The 16,049-nt window shown below is 31.5% G+C and carries 15 protein-coding genes; 9 read left to right on the top strand and 6 right to left on the bottom strand.

Annotated elements, in window-relative coordinates:
• Window positions 1-55: 55 nt before the first annotated feature.
• The 3 genes from OA93_RS10450 to OA93_RS10440 are packed head-to-tail and all read left to right on the top strand — an operon-like array spanning window position 56 to window position 3,788.
• Window positions 56-2,821: a PD-(D/E)XK nuclease family protein gene (locus OA93_RS10450; protein WP_039113132.1), complete on the top strand. Its 2,766-nt coding sequence runs from the start codon at window positions 56-58 to the stop codon at window positions 2,819-2,821.
• Window positions 2,818-3,120: a hypothetical protein gene (locus OA93_RS10445; protein WP_039113131.1), complete on the top strand. Its 303-nt coding sequence runs from the start codon at window positions 2,818-2,820 to the stop codon at window positions 3,118-3,120. Before OA93_RS10450 ends, OA93_RS10445 begins: the two co-directional genes overlap by 4 nt.
• Window positions 3,117-3,788 carry an ATP-binding cassette domain-containing protein gene (locus OA93_RS10440; protein ID WP_039113130.1) on the top strand — a complete coding sequence of 224 codons (672 nt, stop codon included), beginning with the start codon at window positions 3,117-3,119 and terminating at the stop codon, window positions 3,786-3,788. Before OA93_RS10445 ends, OA93_RS10440 begins: the two co-directional genes overlap by 4 nt.
• Here OA93_RS10440 and OA93_RS10435 read toward each other — a convergent pair.
• The 5 genes from OA93_RS10435 to OA93_RS10410 form a co-directional block, all read right to left on the bottom strand.
• Window positions 3,785-4,567, bottom strand: a complete 783-nt coding sequence (locus OA93_RS10435; RefSeq protein WP_039113129.1) for an alpha/beta hydrolase — start codon at window positions 4,565-4,567, stop codon at window positions 3,785-3,787. The two genes, OA93_RS10440 and OA93_RS10435, sit on opposite strands and share 4 nt — an antisense overlap.
• Window positions 4,568-4,671: 104 nt before the next feature.
• The gene (locus OA93_RS10430) at window positions 4,672-5,964 is read right to left on the bottom strand and encodes an aminopeptidase P family protein (RefSeq protein WP_039113128.1); all 1,293 of its coding nucleotides are present in this window, start codon (window positions 5,962-5,964) and stop codon (window positions 4,672-4,674) included.
• A gap of 505 nt (window positions 5,965-6,469) precedes the next feature.
• Window positions 6,470-7,486 (bottom strand): putative phage abortive infection protein, encoded by a 1,017-nt coding sequence (locus tag OA93_RS10420; RefSeq protein WP_039113125.1) that lies wholly within the window; start codon window positions 7,484-7,486, stop codon window positions 6,470-6,472.
• Window positions 7,479-7,844 (bottom strand): hypothetical protein, encoded by a 366-nt coding sequence (locus OA93_RS10415; protein WP_039113124.1) that lies wholly within the window; start codon window positions 7,842-7,844, stop codon window positions 7,479-7,481. The genes OA93_RS10420 and OA93_RS10415 overlap by 8 nt, the downstream gene beginning before the upstream one ends.
• A 15-nt stretch (window positions 7,845-7,859) precedes the next feature.
• Entirely contained in the window at window positions 7,860-8,267 is a 408-nt protein-coding gene (locus tag OA93_RS10410) for a helix-turn-helix transcriptional regulator (protein WP_039113123.1), read from the bottom strand.
• A gap of 223 nt (window positions 8,268-8,490) precedes the next feature.
• On the opposite strand from OA93_RS10410, the gene OA93_RS10405 reads away from it, so the two are divergent.
• From OA93_RS10405 to OA93_RS10390, 4 genes are read left to right on the top strand one after another with little or no spacing between them, the layout of a single operon-like run.
• Complete coding sequence (locus OA93_RS10405) at window positions 8,491-8,955, top strand: GNAT family N-acetyltransferase (RefSeq protein ID WP_039113122.1); 465 nt, start codon at window positions 8,491-8,493, stop codon at window positions 8,953-8,955.
• Between the two features lie 57 nt (window positions 8,956-9,012).
• Window positions 9,013-10,374, top strand: a complete 1,362-nt coding sequence (locus OA93_RS10400) for a polymer-forming cytoskeletal protein (RefSeq protein ID WP_039113121.1) — start codon at window positions 9,013-9,015, stop codon at window positions 10,372-10,374.
• A 1-nt stretch (window position 10,375) separates the two neighbouring features.
• A complete protein-coding gene (locus OA93_RS10395) occupies window positions 10,376-11,005 on the top strand; it encodes a hypothetical protein (protein ID WP_131474474.1) in 630 nt (209 codons plus the stop codon).
• 44 nt (window positions 11,006-11,049) lie between these two features.
• On the top strand, window positions 11,050-11,487 hold the full coding sequence (locus OA93_RS10390) for a GNAT family N-acetyltransferase (protein WP_039113119.1): 438 nt from the start codon (window positions 11,050-11,052) through the stop codon (window positions 11,485-11,487).
• A gap of 188 nt (window positions 11,488-11,675) precedes the next feature.
• On the opposite strand, the gene OA93_RS10385 is transcribed toward OA93_RS10390, so the two are convergent.
• A complete protein-coding gene (locus OA93_RS10385; RefSeq protein ID WP_039113118.1) occupies window positions 11,676-13,037 on the bottom strand; it encodes a hydroxymethylglutaryl-CoA synthase in 1,362 nt (453 codons plus the stop codon).
• Between the two features lie 319 nt (window positions 13,038-13,356).
• Between OA93_RS10385 and OA93_RS10380 the strand changes: the two genes are divergently transcribed.
• A complete protein-coding gene (locus tag OA93_RS10380; RefSeq protein WP_039113117.1) occupies window positions 13,357-14,022 on the top strand; it encodes a succinate dehydrogenase cytochrome b subunit in 666 nt (221 codons plus the stop codon).
• Window positions 14,023-14,033: 11 nt separating this feature from the next.
• Window positions 14,034-16,034, top strand: a complete 2,001-nt coding sequence (locus OA93_RS10375) for a fumarate reductase/succinate dehydrogenase flavoprotein subunit (RefSeq protein ID WP_039113116.1) — start codon at window positions 14,034-14,036, stop codon at window positions 16,032-16,034.
• The last annotated feature ends 15 nt before the right edge of the window (window positions 16,035-16,049 follow it).

Raw genomic sequence — 16,049 nt, 5'->3', positions numbered from 1 at the left:
CTAAATAATTTTAAAAAGCCATTCTTAATTGAATGGCTTTTTTTATTTTTATACAATGACAGAGACTTACTTTTTAGATAAGATTGCAAAGGTTATTATTGAAAACTATTCGGGTAAATTAGCCGAAACTACAATTGTGTTGCCGAATAAAAGAGCTAAAATTTTTCTTATTGAAGCTTTAAAAAAACAAATTACTAGTACGGTTATTAGTCCAAAAATAATTAGTATAGAAGACTTTATCCAAGATATAGCTTCTGTGCGCTCTATTGATTCTATTGAATTGTTGTTTGAGTTTTATGAAGTTTACCTATCTGTTACTGACAAACAGAATCAGCAGTCTTTTGAATTGTTTGCAAACTGGGCAAAAACATTATTACAAGATTTTAACGAGATTGACAGGTATCTACTAGACCCTTCTCATGTCCTTTCCTATCTTAAAGACATTGAGGATATCAAAAAATGGGGAATTGAGGTTGAAAACAAAACAAAATTATTAGAGAATTATATAGATTTCTGGAAACTGTTACCTAATTATTATGAATCGCTGTATACTCATTTGTTGAATAAGCAAATCGGATATCAAGGATTGATTTATAGAGAGGCTGTTAATAATATAAATCATTTTACTAATTCAGTTCTAGGGAAACATTTTGTTTTTGCAGGATTTAATGCTTTAAATGCTGCGGAAGAAAAAATTATTCAACATTTAATTGCTTCTGACCAAGCTAGGATATATTGGGATATTGATAGAGTATTCTTAAATGACCCTTATCACGATGCGGGATTGTTTGTGCGACGTTTTAAACAAGACTGGAAACATTATAAAGCAAATGATTTTGAGTGGATATTTGATGATTTTTCTCAATCTAAAAACATACAGGTCATTGGAACACCAAAAACAATTGGGCAAGCTAAAATAACAGGTAGTATAATTGAAGAAATAATTACAAATAATCCAGGTTCTTCACTAGATAAAGTTGCTGTAGTATTAGGAGATGAAAATTTATTGATTCCGCTTTTATATGCTTTGCCTTCTACAGTTGGTGCTTTAAATATTACGATGGGTTATTCTAGTAAAAACAATCCAACTCAAATTTTAATTGCAAAGTTGTTTAAAATGCATACTAATGCATTGTCTAGAAATGGAGCGTCTTATGTTTTTTATTACAAAGATGTTTTGGATATATTAACTCATCCATTAGTCGAGCCTTTTGCAAATGTAAAAGAGTTGGTAAAAAAGATAAATCAGAATAATTATACTTTTATTACTCATTCTAAAATCATTGAACTTAATGAAAATCCATCGGATTTATTTTTATTACTTTTTCAGAAATGGGATTCAGGTTCTGTAGTTGTTTTAAATAATATTTCTACCCTCTTACTTGTAATAAAAGAGAATTTAAGTAATGATAATGAAGAAGATAAAATAGCTAAGACATTTGTTTTTGCCATTTTTAAAGTAATCAATAAATTAATTAACTATTACTCTCAACATAGACATATCGATAAGATAGAAACGCTGTATGCTATTTATAAGCAGGTTATTGATGTTGCTGAAGTTTCGTTTGAAGGAGAACCTTTAAACGGTTTACAGATAATGGGAGTTTTAGAGAGTCGTGTTTTAGATTTTGATACCGTTATAGTCACTTCTATGAATGAAGGAAAATTTCCAGCAGGAAAATCTATGAATTCGTTTATTCCTTATGATGTAAAACGCGAATTAGGCTTACCAACCTTTAAAGAAAAAGATGCAATCTATACATTTCACTTTTATCATTTGTTGCAACGTGCCAAGAATATTTATTTACTATATAATACCGAAAGTGAAGGACTAGATGCGGGAGAAAGAAGTCGTTTTATAACACAACTAGAAGTCGAAAAAAAGCCTAAACATAATTTGACTCAGGAAATTTATAATGCAGTTTTACCTGAAACAGCTTATCAGCCAATGGTTATTCCGAAATCTGAAGCTGTAATGACACGATTGAAGGAAATAGCTACTACAGGATTCTCACCATCGGCATTAACGAGTTATATTCGAAACCCAATTCAGTTTTATTTTCAAAAGATATTGCGAATTCGTGAAGTCGAAGAGGTTGAAGAGAATATTGCTTTAAATACTTTAGGGACTATTATTCACGAAACGTTGAAAGCGCTTTACGAGCCTTTTATTGGAAAGTTTATTTCAGAAAGTGATATTGCTAATTGTTTCAAATTATTAGATGCTGAAGTATTGAAACAGTTTAAGGTAGTTTACAAAGAGGGAGAGATTAAAAAAGGACGTAACCTTTTGGCTTTTGAAGTTGCTAAGCGTAATGTTTCTAATTTCTTAAAAGTTGAGCTTGATAGTATTAAAGATGGTGATGCAATTAAGATTTTGGCAATCGAAGAAACTTTTGAAAGAATATTAACGCATCCAAGTTTGCCATTTCCGGTTTTAATAAAAGGAAATGTTGATAGGATTGAACAACGTAACGGAATACTTAGAATTATAGATTACAAAACTGGCAAGGTCGAAAAGGCAAATGTTGTTCTTAAGAATTGGGACGGACTTACAGCAGATATAAAAAACGACAAAATTATTCAGGTTTTAGCGTATGCTTTTATGTATGAGAATAATGCCAAAGGATTGCCTATTGAAGCAGGAATCATTTCTTTTAAGAATTTAAAATCAGGGTTTTTACCTTTTGGCTTTAAAGAAGAAAAGGATGTTAATATGATTATTAACAATGAAATAATGCATAGTTATTTGGAGCAAATCGTGTTGCTGCTCAATGAAATATTGAATATTACAATTCCTTTTGAAGAGAAAATATTATGAGAATAATTAAGAAGTTAGGGAATGCTTTTGAGTTTTTTAAAGGTACAATAGCAATTAATTTGGCTGTTAGTATCTTGCCTTTGCTTTTTGGAGGATTACTTCTCTTTAATTATTCGGTTGTGAGTTTTGGTTTTGCCATAAGTTTAGCGGTAAAAGAAATTAATTCTAAAAAGGAGTATTTATTTTATTTCAATAATGGACTTTCTAAAGGAGCTCTTTGGTTTTATTCTTGGTGCTTTAATTTTATTCTTTTAATATCTGGAATTTTCATTTTTAATCTAATAAATAGATTATTTTGAAAAGACATATTTTAGAAATTGATAGTGTTAAAAAGTCTTTTGGTGAGAAAATAATTCTTTCCGATGTCTATTTGCAATGTGAAACAAATGATATTATTGGGCTTCTGGGAAGAAATGGCTCGGGTAAATCTACTTTTCTTAAAATTATTTTCGGAGTTATATCGGCAGATTTTAAGTTTGTAAGAATTGATGGAGTTATGAAAACCAAGACTAGGGAATTAATGAGTGAAATAAGTTATTTGAGTCAAGATAATTTTATTCCTAATGTTTTTTCTGTTAAAAAAGCAATTCGGCTTTCGATTGCAAAAGAAAGGATTGATTCGTTTTGTAATGACGAAATGATACAGGTAATAACCGACAAAAAGATTTCGCATTTGTCTGGAGGCGAATTGCGTTATCTCGAAATAAAACTGGTATTAGAAAATTCTTCAAAGTTTGTATTGCTCGACGAACCTTATAACGGATTATCTCCTTTAATGATTGAAAAGGTAAATCAATTAATTATCATGAATTCCTGTAAAAAGGGAATCATAATATCCGACCATAATTACAGAAATGTAATTAGTATTTCGACAAGATTGGTTTTAATCAAAGATGGAAAATTAAATCATCTAAAAGATAAAAACGAACTGATCGAAAAAGGATATTTAAGTCCAGAGATGATTTAAATCCCTTTTAAAAAATCTAATAATACAGTAGTTAATTCTGTTTCATTCTCTATGGAACTCATGTGTCCATCAGGAAAAGTAACAAGAGATACATTTGTATTTTTTATTTGTAAAATACTTTCTTCATAATTTAAAACAGGGTCTTTTTCTCCTAAAATTAATAACATCGGGAAAAGATTAGTATGTAAAATAATTTCCTTGTCTTTTCTTATCTTCATTCCTTCTAAGGATGCAATTATCCCCTGAAGTGGAGTTTTTAAGGCTTCTTCTTTTACGAGTTCTATATTTGTAGCAAGTCTTTCTCTATTGTTTTCGCTAAATAAATTTCCAATGGCAAGACCTATAAAAGCAGCATAGTTTTGTTTAACGGCTTTAATAGCTCGATTTCGATTTAGCTTTCGTTCTGCACTATCAGGTTTAGATGTAGAATTTAATAAAACCAACCCTTCTACTTTTTCGGTATATAATTCGGCGAAAGCCAAAGCAACATATCCGCCCATAGAATGTCCTATAAAAATAGCTTTATTAACATTAAGATGAGATAAAACTTCATTAACTACATCGGCATTATCCTCCATGGTATGAACGTAACCTAGAGGCTCAGTTTTTCCATGACCCAATAAATCAATAGTAATAACACGGTAATTTTTAGAGAATGCATCAACATAGTGGTTCCACATAGTTTTGTTTTCCAAAAAGCCATGAAGAAGTACAATTGCGGTACCTTTTCCTGTGTCTGAATAAGAAATATTGGTATTTTTAAAAAGAATATTTTTCAATGAGATAGATTTAATGTTGCAAAAATAGCGGTTTGTTATGTAAGGAAAAGCAAAACGGCTAACATTTCTGAAAGCCGTTTATTTTATGAATTTAGTGAACTGAATTAAACGTTCATTAAGCTTTCTATTTCATCAGCTTCGATAGGAATATTACGCATTAAATTAAATGGTTCTCCAGTTTCCTGAATCACAATATTATCTTCTAATCGAATACCAAAACCTTCAGCAGGAATGTAAATTCCAGGTTCAACCGTAAAAACCATATTAGCTTTCATCGGTTCGTGTAATAATCCGTAATCATGTGTGTCCAATCCCATGTGGTGAGAAGTTCCGTGCATGAAATATTTTTTATACGCTGGCCAATCAGGGTTTTCGTTTTGTACATCGGCTTTGTCTATTAGTTTTAAATCTAATAATTCCGAAGTCATTATTTTTCCAACCTCTATATGATATTGTTTCCAAAGTGTTCCAGGAGTAAGCATTTTTGTAGCTTCATCTTTTACACGTAAAACAGCATTATAAACGGCTTTTTGACGCGCTGTAAAAGTACCTGAAACCGGGATAGTACGCGACATATCGCTAGAATAATTAGCATATTCGGCAGCAACATCCAGCAAGATTAAATCTCCAGCTTTACACTGTTGATTGTTCTCGATATAATGTAAAACATTTGCATTATTTCCAGAAGCAATAATCGGAGTATAAGCAAAACCTTTAGAACGACTACGAATAAATTCGTGAATAAGCTCTGCTTCGATTTCGTATTCAGTTACATTTGGTTTTACAAAAGACAATAATCTTCGGAAACCTTTTTCGGTAATATTACAAGCGTGCTGAATCAAATCGATTTCTTCACTTTCTTTTACCGAACGAATGCGTTGCAATATAGGGTTGCTTTTTGCAACCTGATGCGCTGGATATCTTTCCTTCCACCATTTTACAAAACGAGCTTCACGAGTTTCAGTCTCCACAGTTGCACGATAATGCTCATTAGTATTAATGTACATAGTATCTGCATAAGTCATCATTTCGTTTAGAATCTTATGAAAATCTTGTAACCAATAAACGGTTTTAATTCCCGAAACTTCAAATGCGCGTTGTTTAGTAAGTTTTTCCCCTTCCCAAACAGCAATATGGTCATTGGTTTCTTTTAAAAATAAAATCTCACGCTGATTTTCGTATGGAGCATCAGGAAAAAGCAACAAGACACTTTCTTCCTGATCTACACCACTTAAGTAAAAAATATCTCTATGTTGAGCAAAAGGTAATGTGCTATCGGCGCTAACTGGGTAAATATCATTTGAATTAAAAACCGCTACACTATTAGGCTTCATTTGAGCCATGAATTTTTCGCGATTTTTTATAAAAAGAGAGCTGTTTATTTGATGATATTTCATATTAATTTAGTTTTATACTTTGAATACTCAAAAATACTAATTTTAGAAATACTAGATTGGTTTGGTTTATTAAAATTTTCTTATTTATCTATACAATATTCACACAAACTTGTCTTTCTGAGGAACGAAGACACGAGCGATAGCGAATTGGCGAAGCAATCTCCACATGGCACTCATACAAAGCATCTCCAGATTGTTGAGCTACTCGCGAAGATTTCTCCTCCGTCGAAATTGACAAAATTGAGGATAAATAAAACTTTCTAAAGTCTTAGCAACTTAGATTCTCAGAACCTTAGAACCTAGAATCTCAATAATGGCGTGCCCCTCCGGGTCGGGCTTTCGGCTATATCTTTTATTCCGCTATCGCTTCATAAAAGGATACCGCCTCTATCCCTCACGCGAACTTGGTTTTAGATGTTTCTAAAGTTGGTCAAAGGTCCATTTTAAGCTTAGTTAAAAAACTTATTGAAATCTGTTTTAGAAAAGTTTTTTAAGATGGTTGTAATTAATAAAGAGGTAATCCCTCGTCAGTAAGTAGCTGTTTTATGTGGTCTTTATATCGTTCTTCATTATTTATTCTAGCGGGTCTTATACCTTTAACATCATTCAAACTTTCTAAAAGTTTGTAATTATTAATCAAATTTCGAAATCGATCACCAGATTTTCCGCTTGCAATCCATAATAGAATTAAAACTTTTTCAAATGTGGTTAAATGTTCCGTAAGAAAATCAATGTATTCTTGGGGATCAGTCTGTTTTTCTATATGGAGTAATATTAGTTTTATATTTTTAAAATAACCATCAAAAAAAGTTGCATAATTTTCATTTATTCTAATGGTTAATTGGGAATAATAATCGCGAAAAAACCAAATATTTTGATGATAGAAAAATTTGTCAAATACTCCTCCAATAAATTTTTCCCAATCTTCAAGATCACAATTTTCTTCAATTTTGTTAAGTGCTTTTGTTTTTAAGTCTTTTTTTGATTTTTCATTAGAATATTCAAAAAATTTTTCAACTTCATTTATAGAAGTCCAGTTTTCATAATTGAATTTGTTGAATATCTCTTGAAAATGAAATTTAGAAAAATAAAACGGAGAGTTTAATAAGATTTGTAATCCAGACTTATATTTTAAAGAATCACACTCTTTAGAAAGATGTGAATAAAAGTAATCGAGAATTCTAGTTCCTTTGTGTGTATTATTTGTATCTAATTCTGTAAGTTCATAATTATTAATTCGATTTGATAGATTGTCTAATATTTTAAAAAATATACTTTCAAATGTTTGGATTTTAAATTGTTCCTGAACTTGTTTATTTGCTTCAATCTGAGCTTTAAATGTTATGTAAACAATTACACTTCCAATAAAGCTTAATAGTGGTGATAACATGGTTGCAACGTAGTTACCTTGTTCTAATGATTCAAAATTTATAGAATAATATGGAATTGCAATAAGCACAATTGCAATTGAGATTACTAGATATACTTCTTTTTTGCTTAAAGATTTGTTTAATTTATTCATGAATTTTTTGATCAAAACTATTTAAGAAATTTTTAAAAAATTCTTGTAGAGTCTTTAGTGTTTTAAAAGATTCTACAGTTAAGTTTACATGAATAAATGTTTCGACCGTATAATAAACTAACCCATTAATGAAAATCTCATCACTTTTCGGAAAATTAATAAAAATAAAGTTAGAGATTTGATTCTCTGCTTTTTGTAATTCATCAAAGGCAGATTGATTTTTGTTTTTTAACTTGTTTGACTTTAATTCCTTTAAAAAAGTTGTATAATTTGTTATTATAGATTCTGAGAAATTTGTTAGTTCTTCTTTTGCAGTATTGTAAAGTGAGTTTTTCTCTGCTTCAGTATATTTTTTCATTAAACTTAATTTGATTTACTTTTTCTCGTTTAACAACTTTTCTAAAAAAGCAACTTTCTCTTTTTCGGCTTCAACCAATCTCTCATAAAGTTTTTTATTTTCTTCAAAAGCTTCAAGAAGTTTATCAAGCGGATTAAAAGTGCAATTTTGATTTATAGAAGAAGAACCATTATCATATGTATTTCCAATAATATTAAAAACAGCTTCTTCCGAAAAATTCTTTATTACTTCAGCAGGAACGCCCAAAGCTTCGGCAATTGCCTTTAGTTTTTCGTCATCAACGCTTTCACTTCCTTCAATAATAGAAATAGATTGTTGTGTAGTGCCAATTGCAAGAGCAAGTGCTTCTTGTTTCATATCTCTAAGCTCTCTGATTCGGCTTATATTTCGTCCGATGTGTCTAGGTTTTGGTGCTGTGCTCATAGTTCAAAGATATTTAAAATTCTTTTACATTTTTGTTTTCGGTAGAAAACAAGCCTTTGTTTGTGAGATACATTTTGTAATTTGTTTCCCATGGTGTAAAAATACAATTTTTCTGATGATTGTTGATTTTGAAAAGAATATTCCTAATTTGTATCGGTTTTTAGTATTCCTGTAAAATGACAAGATTTTGTAATATTGTTGTATTAAAAAACAACCAAAAGTTATGACAATAGAAAAAGCAAATATAATCGACCACGAAATCTTAACTGAAATAACCAAAAAGTCAAAAGCATATTGGGGATATTCGGCAGAACAGATTTTGCAATGGGATAAAAATCTAACAATTACCGAAGAGTATATTAAAGATAATTATGTGTTTAAGTTACTAAGCGAAGATTTAACCATTGGTTATTATTCCTATTTTATTGAAGAAAAACAGAATGTAATACTGGACAACTTATTTATAAGACCAGAATATATTGGAAAAGGATTCGGGAAATACTTAATGGACGATTTTTTAAACAGGATTAGAGAAAGTAAATTCGAAAAAGTAATACTCGATTCTGAGCCAAATGCAGAAGCATTTTATTCGAAGCTTGGATTTGTAAAAGTTGGAGAATTCGAAACTTCAATAAAAAATAGGTTCATGCCAATTATGGAAATGAAACTAGAAGAAAATACGAAATAGATAGTATTAATTTATTAATGCATACGCTAGAATATATTTAAAATAAGGCAGTAAAAAATGAATAAGTTAGATTTTAAATTAATAACAATCAAAGAAGTCAAATCACAATATCCATTTTTGATAGAGCGTGAAGGATTCGATTATTTTGAAGAATGGGAAGATCAGGATTTCTTTCTTGTAACAAACGGAAATGTAAATTTTGAAGGTAATTTCTATTTAGATCTTTATGAAGATAAAGAGAAAAAATGGCTTACAAATGTATTAAATCTACCGTTAAAAGATATTGATGCAAGAAGAATCGAAGGTATTTTAATAAACGGAGATTTCTCTACCAATGGAACGATTATAAATGCGGAAGGTGATTATGGTCCTTACATTTATATTAATGGTAATGTTACTTGTCAGAGTTTGTTATTAGGAGGTTCTTATACCGAAATAATAGGAAATGTAAAAGCAAAGGAAGTTGTAATGACTTCTTATAATCATGGTAATTTTAAATGCACAGGACTTATAGAAACGCCAGTATTTATAGTAGAGGATCATTATACAACATTTGCGGAGCGTAAAAATGATTTGTTTTATTATAATGATAAAACAGACGATTTTGATGCTAAAAACGAATGTGAATACGATGAAGTTTCAGGAGAAGATATTATCTCAATAGAATTGCGAAAACATCTTGATAATCCGTTAATAGAAACTTTCGAAGAATTAAAACGAGAATTAGAATTTGGAGAATTGATTTTAAAACAAAATAATCCTCCTGCAAAAACGTATGAATATTGGCGCGGTCGTGTTTTATCAAATTATAGAGATCTTAAATTGATTCCGAAAGAATTTAAAACCGAGGAACTTTGTAATCTGGCATTAAATATTAGCTATCATGCTTTGTCATTTATTGATGAGAACTTAATAACTTTTGAATTCTGCGATAAATTAGTTGGTAAAGATGGTTTTGCAATTCAAGTTATTCCGGATGAATTTATAACAAAAGAGCTTTGTTTTAAAGCTGCTGAAAAGGGAACAATGTTAAGATTAATTCCAGAAGAATATTATTCTGAAGAATTGATTCTGTTAATTTTCAAGAACGGAAAACATCAACCGGATATTAATGATGTTCCTTCTGCGTTTATCACCGAAAGTTTGCTCAAAGAATATGTAAAAATTGGAAGAGGATTATGGCTTGATAAGGCTTGCAAAGAAAATGGAATTGATAAATTATTTATTCTAAAACAAGTAGTTGATTCTGGAATAGAATATTTAGATACTGTTTTGGGAAATCATTTCAGTAAAGAAATAGTCGATTATGCTGCGTCTATTTATAATAATGAAAAGTACAAAGAAGAGTGGCGTAATTATGTTGAGAAATACAGGGTTAAATTTGAACGTATTAGTTTAAATGAATATTTATTCAAGTAAAATGAAAGACCTTATAATTGAATGTAAAGGAATAAAAACTGATCAGTACTTTATACCACCTTTTGAGTTGAGAGAAGGGGAGTTTGTTGTTGTTTGTTTGTATAGTGGGCCTTGTTTTGACGAAATAAAAAAACAATTAACAGATATTCTTACAGGAAGAGTACATCGTAAAAATGTAAAGATATATAAGCATTTGACTTTTGCAGAACCTTTTGCAGAATCATTTTTTAGAAGAATATTTTATCCAGTTACAGTAGGCAGTTATTTGAAAAAAAATGCAGATGTAAATAATCCAATAGTATCGAAAATTTTCGAAATAGATACTTTTACTAAAAAAGACAAGATGAAAAATCTTGAGACAAGTCAAAAAAAGAGGATTTCTTTAAGTGCCGTTTTTTCAAGAACAAAAAATATTGTTTTTGATATGAGAGGAGAAGGTGCTTTGCAGTTTACTAAAACATTAGAGCTTGTTAAAGATGAAATTAAAAGTGAAGGTGCTGCCATTTTAATAGACTGGGTTGCTGATTTAAGAAATGACTGTTCGAAATTTATAGCAATTGAATGGTTGTTGGATGATGAAGAATTAAGAAAAATCAGGAATGGAAGTGTAAAACTTTCTCAAATGTATTAGCAAAAGTGGGCATTTTTAATTGTGTGATAATTTGTAAGTAGAATATGGATTCGAAAATAAAAATCAGGAAAGTAGAGAAACAAGATTTAGATTTCGTGTACAAGTCGATATGCGAACTTGAAAATGAGATATTAGATTTCGAAGTTTTTACAGAGATTTTCAATGAAAATATTTCTAACCCGAAGAATTTATATTTATTAGCTGAAAATGAGAATGAAGGCGTAGGCTTTATTAGTTTTCATACACAGAATCTTTTGCATCATTGCGGATTAGTAGGCGAAATTCAGGAGTTTTTCATCCATAAAGATTACCGAGGTAAAGGAATTGGGCGACAATTAATACAGCAGATAATGGATTACGCCGATCAGAATAATCTAAAAAGTATTGAGGTAACTACTAATCGCAGAAGAGTAGAAAATGTCTTGATTTATGAAAATCTAGGTTTTGGATTAACACATAATAAGTTTACTATCTATAGGTAATGCTTCAAAATGAAGTAGTTGTAAAGTCATTACGAGGAACGAAGTAATCTCCCTTTGTATTTACCACTGGTTGGTTTTGTTAGGGCGGTTGCTTCGTTCCTCGCAATGACAAGATTGCCTATAAATATATCCTTTATCAAAAATTTAAACTTTGACAAAGGTTCTACGCATTTAATTAAATTGGAATTTTAATCAACCCATTTATAATATCTCGCCCCAATTAAATTAGGAATTTCTTTCTCGATTCTATCCAGAACCCATTCGTTTTTGGGAGTTCGGATGCTTTGTTTTTGTTCTTTTTTATGAAGTTTCTCGTAGGTTTCAAAATCAATTTCGGTACTTTTTTCTAAAGTTTCAAAAAGATTAGTTTCGGTAAGAGCAGATTTCCATTCAGGTTGAATTGTTCCTTCAAAAACTTTCGATTTAGATCCACTTCCGTAAGCTAAAAAGCCGAATTGAGTTCCTGAAATTTCATTTTTGGTGTCATAAAAATAAGCCAAAGTCGATAATAATCCCATGAAAATAGATCCTGTATAAAGGTTGCCTATTAAAGAAGAAGCTAATTCGGCAGGTTGTAATTTATCAACAACAAAAGTTTTGTATGCTTCGGATTTGCTTATTTCTTTTAGCTTATTTTGATACTCAGATGCAGATTCATCTCCCGAAATAATTTTAGTTTCGCTGTCTAAAGCATAGATTTCTGATAACATTCTGCGTCCCTGAAAAGAGTATGGTAAATGCATGATGATACTTTTCCAGGAATTGTAAACAGTTTCTGAAGTGTTTTTTAATTTCTTAAACGAAAAATAAGCATTTCGAGTACGATCCATATAACACTGATTCGAATATTGTCCGTCGAAAACTGGTTGGTCCTTATGGATTTCTATTTCGGCTTCAAGATTGTCAAGCCAAGATTCATTGGTTGTGCTTCCTGTTATAGATTCTTTCGAAATAGTACGGTATGGTTTAAAAAAGTCGAAAACGCCTTTTGTGCTTGTTGCCCAATTGTTTTCGAAAGCAATAATTCTAGGATTTGAAGTTACAAGCATTGCAAGAGCTCCAGCTCCTTGAGTATATTCTCCAGTTGAATTTAAATCGTATTTTGCAAAATCTGTAGTAACTACAATGGCTTTTTTAGTCGGATTTAATTTTACATAATCAATACAATTCTGTAAAGCATCTACGCCTCCAATACAAGCAAATGTAAAATCGACAACATCGCATTCGGCTAAAGTATCTTCTCCAAATTTCTGTTCCATCAAAGCAATCAAGAAAGAGCTAATAGGTTTAGAACTATCAATGGCACTTTCGGTTCCAACATAAATACGACCAATTTCGCTTAAATCGATTTTATTGTCTTCTATTAATTTGGTTAAGGTATTTGCTCCAAAAACTACAGTATCTTGATAAGTGTCTGGAAGCGTCATTTTGATTAAACCCAAGCCTTTTTCTAGTTTTTCGGGTTCTATATTTCTGGCGGTTGCCAATGTTTTTATAGGTAAATGTATTTTGGCTACATCAAATGTAATAGCGTCAATTCCTGTTTTCATTCGGGTTTCTTTGAGGCGATAAAGGTAAAATTAAGCTATCAAACTTCAATTGTTTTAAAAGGATAAAATTCGGTTTTGGGATACTTTTGAGGAAAACAAATTAAAATGTTAGAAAAAATAACAATTTGGTAATTATATAAAAAGCAGGATTTTGCTAAAACAACCTTTGGGGAAAATGTATTTTATTGTTTTTAAATAATTTGCAATAAAATCTTTTAAAACTCTTTAAAATCATTATAAATAACAACGAAATGGTTGTAGTTCATGTCTATTTGAGTTATTTTTGTATAATTTTTTAAAACAAACTACTTAAACACTTATGGCACAATCTGCACTATTGAATGCTTCCATCTTAAAGAAAGTGGCTATGGCTCTTTCGGGAATATTCTTAATCACGTTTTTAGCGCTGCATGTTTCTTTAAATTTTATTTCTATTATTAGTAAAGATGTTTTTAACGAAGCTTCTCACTTTATGGGATACAATCCGCTGATTCAATATGTAATGCAACCAGTTTTGGCAATCGGGGTAATTTTCCATTTCGTAATGGGATTTGTTTTGACTTTACAAAATAGCGCTGCAAGACCAATTGCGTATGCAAAATACAATGGAGCGGCTAATGCTTCTTGGAGTTCTAGAAATATGATTATTTCTGGATTGGTTATTTTAGCATTCTTAGGATTGCATTTTTATGATTTTTGGTTTCCTGAAGTTGCCTACAAATACATTGCAGGTACAGCACCAGATGCTACGAGATATTATGGAGAGTTAGTTCATAAATTTCATGACCCAATTCGTACTGGGTTATATTGTATTTCTTTTGTGTTATTAGGATTCCATCTTTGGCACGGATTCAGTTCTTCTCTTCAATCTATGGGGATGAACAATAAGTACTCAAGATCTTTAAGTAGATTCGGTTATGGATTTGCGGTAGTAGTACCTGCCCTTTTCGTTATAATCGCATTATTTCATCATTTCAATAATTAATATAAATTATAATGGCATTAGATTCAAAAATTCCACACGGCCCAATATCGGACAAATGGACAGATTATAAAGATCATATTAATTTAGTAAACCCTGCTAACAAACGTAATTTAGATATTATTATTGTTGGTACAGGTTTGGCTGGAGGTTCAGCTGCGGCTACTTTGGCTGAGCAGGGATATAACGTAAAAGCTTTTTGTTTTCAGGATTCACCAAGACGTGCGCACTCTATTGCAGCTCAAGGTGGTATCAATGCAGCAAAAAACTATAAAGGTGATGGTGATTCGGTTTACAGATTATTTTATGATACTGTAAAAGGGGGTGACTACCGTGCGCGTGAAGCAAACGTTCACCGTTTGGCTGAAGTTTCGGCTAATATTATTGACCAATGTGTGGCTCAAGGGGTGCCATTGGCAAGAGAGTACGGTGGTCTTTTAGATAACCGTTCTTTTGGAGGAACTTTGGTTTCTCGTACATTTTACGCACAAGGACAAACAGGACAACAATTATTGTTAGGAGCTTATTCTGCAATGAACCGTCAGATTGGTCGTGGAAAAGTAAAAATGTACAACCGTCACGAAATGTTAGACATTGTTATCGTGAACGGAAAAGCGAGAGGTATTATCGCTCGTAACTTAGTTACTGGAGAAATAGAAAGACATTCTGCTCACGCTGTAGTAGTTGGTTCTGGAGGATACGGAAACGTGTTTTTCTTGTCAACAAATGCTATGGGAAGTAATGCAACAGCAGCTTGGAAAATTCATAAAAAAGGAGCGTTTTTCGCAAATCCGTGTTATACACAAATTCACCCAACTTGTATTCCGGTTTCAGGAGATCACCAGTCTAAATTGACTTTGATGTCTGAATCGTTACGTAATGATGGTCGTATTTGGGTTCCTGCAAAACAAGAAGATGCTAAAGCAATCCGTGAAGGAAAGAAAAAAGCAACTGATTTATCTGAAGCTGATAGAGATTATTTCTTAGAAAGAAGATATCCTGCTTTTGGTAACTTAGTGCCTCGTGACGTAGCGTCTCGTGCTGCAAAAGAAAGATGTGATGCTGGTTTTGGAGTTAACAAAACTGGAGAAGCTGTTTACTTAGATTTTGCTGCAGCAATTAAACGTTACGGAACTGAAGAAGCTTTTGTAAAAGGTTTAGATGATAAAGATGCTGCTTTAGTGACTAAATTAGGAGCTGAAATCGTGAAGAGTAAATACGGAAACTTATTCCAAATGTATTACAAAATCGTCGATGAGGATCCTTATACAACACCAATGATGATTTACCCAGCGGTTCACTACACTATGGGTGGAACTTGGGTTGATTATAACTTAATGACTACAATTCCTGGATGTTTCTCAATTGGAGAGTCTAACTTCTCTGATCACGGAGCAAACAGACTTGGAGCTTCTGCTTTGATGCAAGGTTTAGCTGATGGATATTTCGTATTGCCTTATACTATAGGAGATTATCTTGCTCCGGATATTAAAATGGGAGAAATTTCTACAGATTTACCAGAATTCGTAGCAGCAGAAAAAGAAGTAAAAGATCAAATCGATAGATTTATCAATAATAAAGGAACTCATTCTGTAGATTATTTCCATAAGAAATTAGGAAAAATCATGTGGGATAAAGTAGGTATGGCTCGTAATGCTAAAGGTTTATCTGAGGCTATTGTTGAGATTGCCGCTTTACGTGAAGAGTTTTATAAAGATGTAAAAGTTCCTGGAAGCGCTAACGAATTTAATCAGGAATTAGAGAAAGCGACACGTGTTGCCGATTTCTTAGAGTTAGGAGAATTGTTCGCAAAAGATGCATTACACCGTAATGAATCTTGTGGAGGTCACTTCCGTGAAGAATACCAAACAGAAGAAGGAGAAGCACTTCGTGATGATGAAAACTTTGCATACGTTGCAGCTTGGGAATACAAAGGAAAACCAAGTGATGCCATATTGCACAAAGAACCTCTAGTTTACGAAAACATTAAATTAGTTCAAAGAAGCTACAAATAGTATTTAAAGAAGTCT

It is taken from the genome of Flavobacterium sp. KMS (assembly GCF_000813005.1).
Lineage (GTDB): Bacteria > Bacteroidota > Bacteroidia > Flavobacteriales > Flavobacteriaceae > Flavobacterium.
Note: the sequence above shows the minus strand (reverse complement) of the source record. Positions and strands in the feature narration are given on the sequence as shown.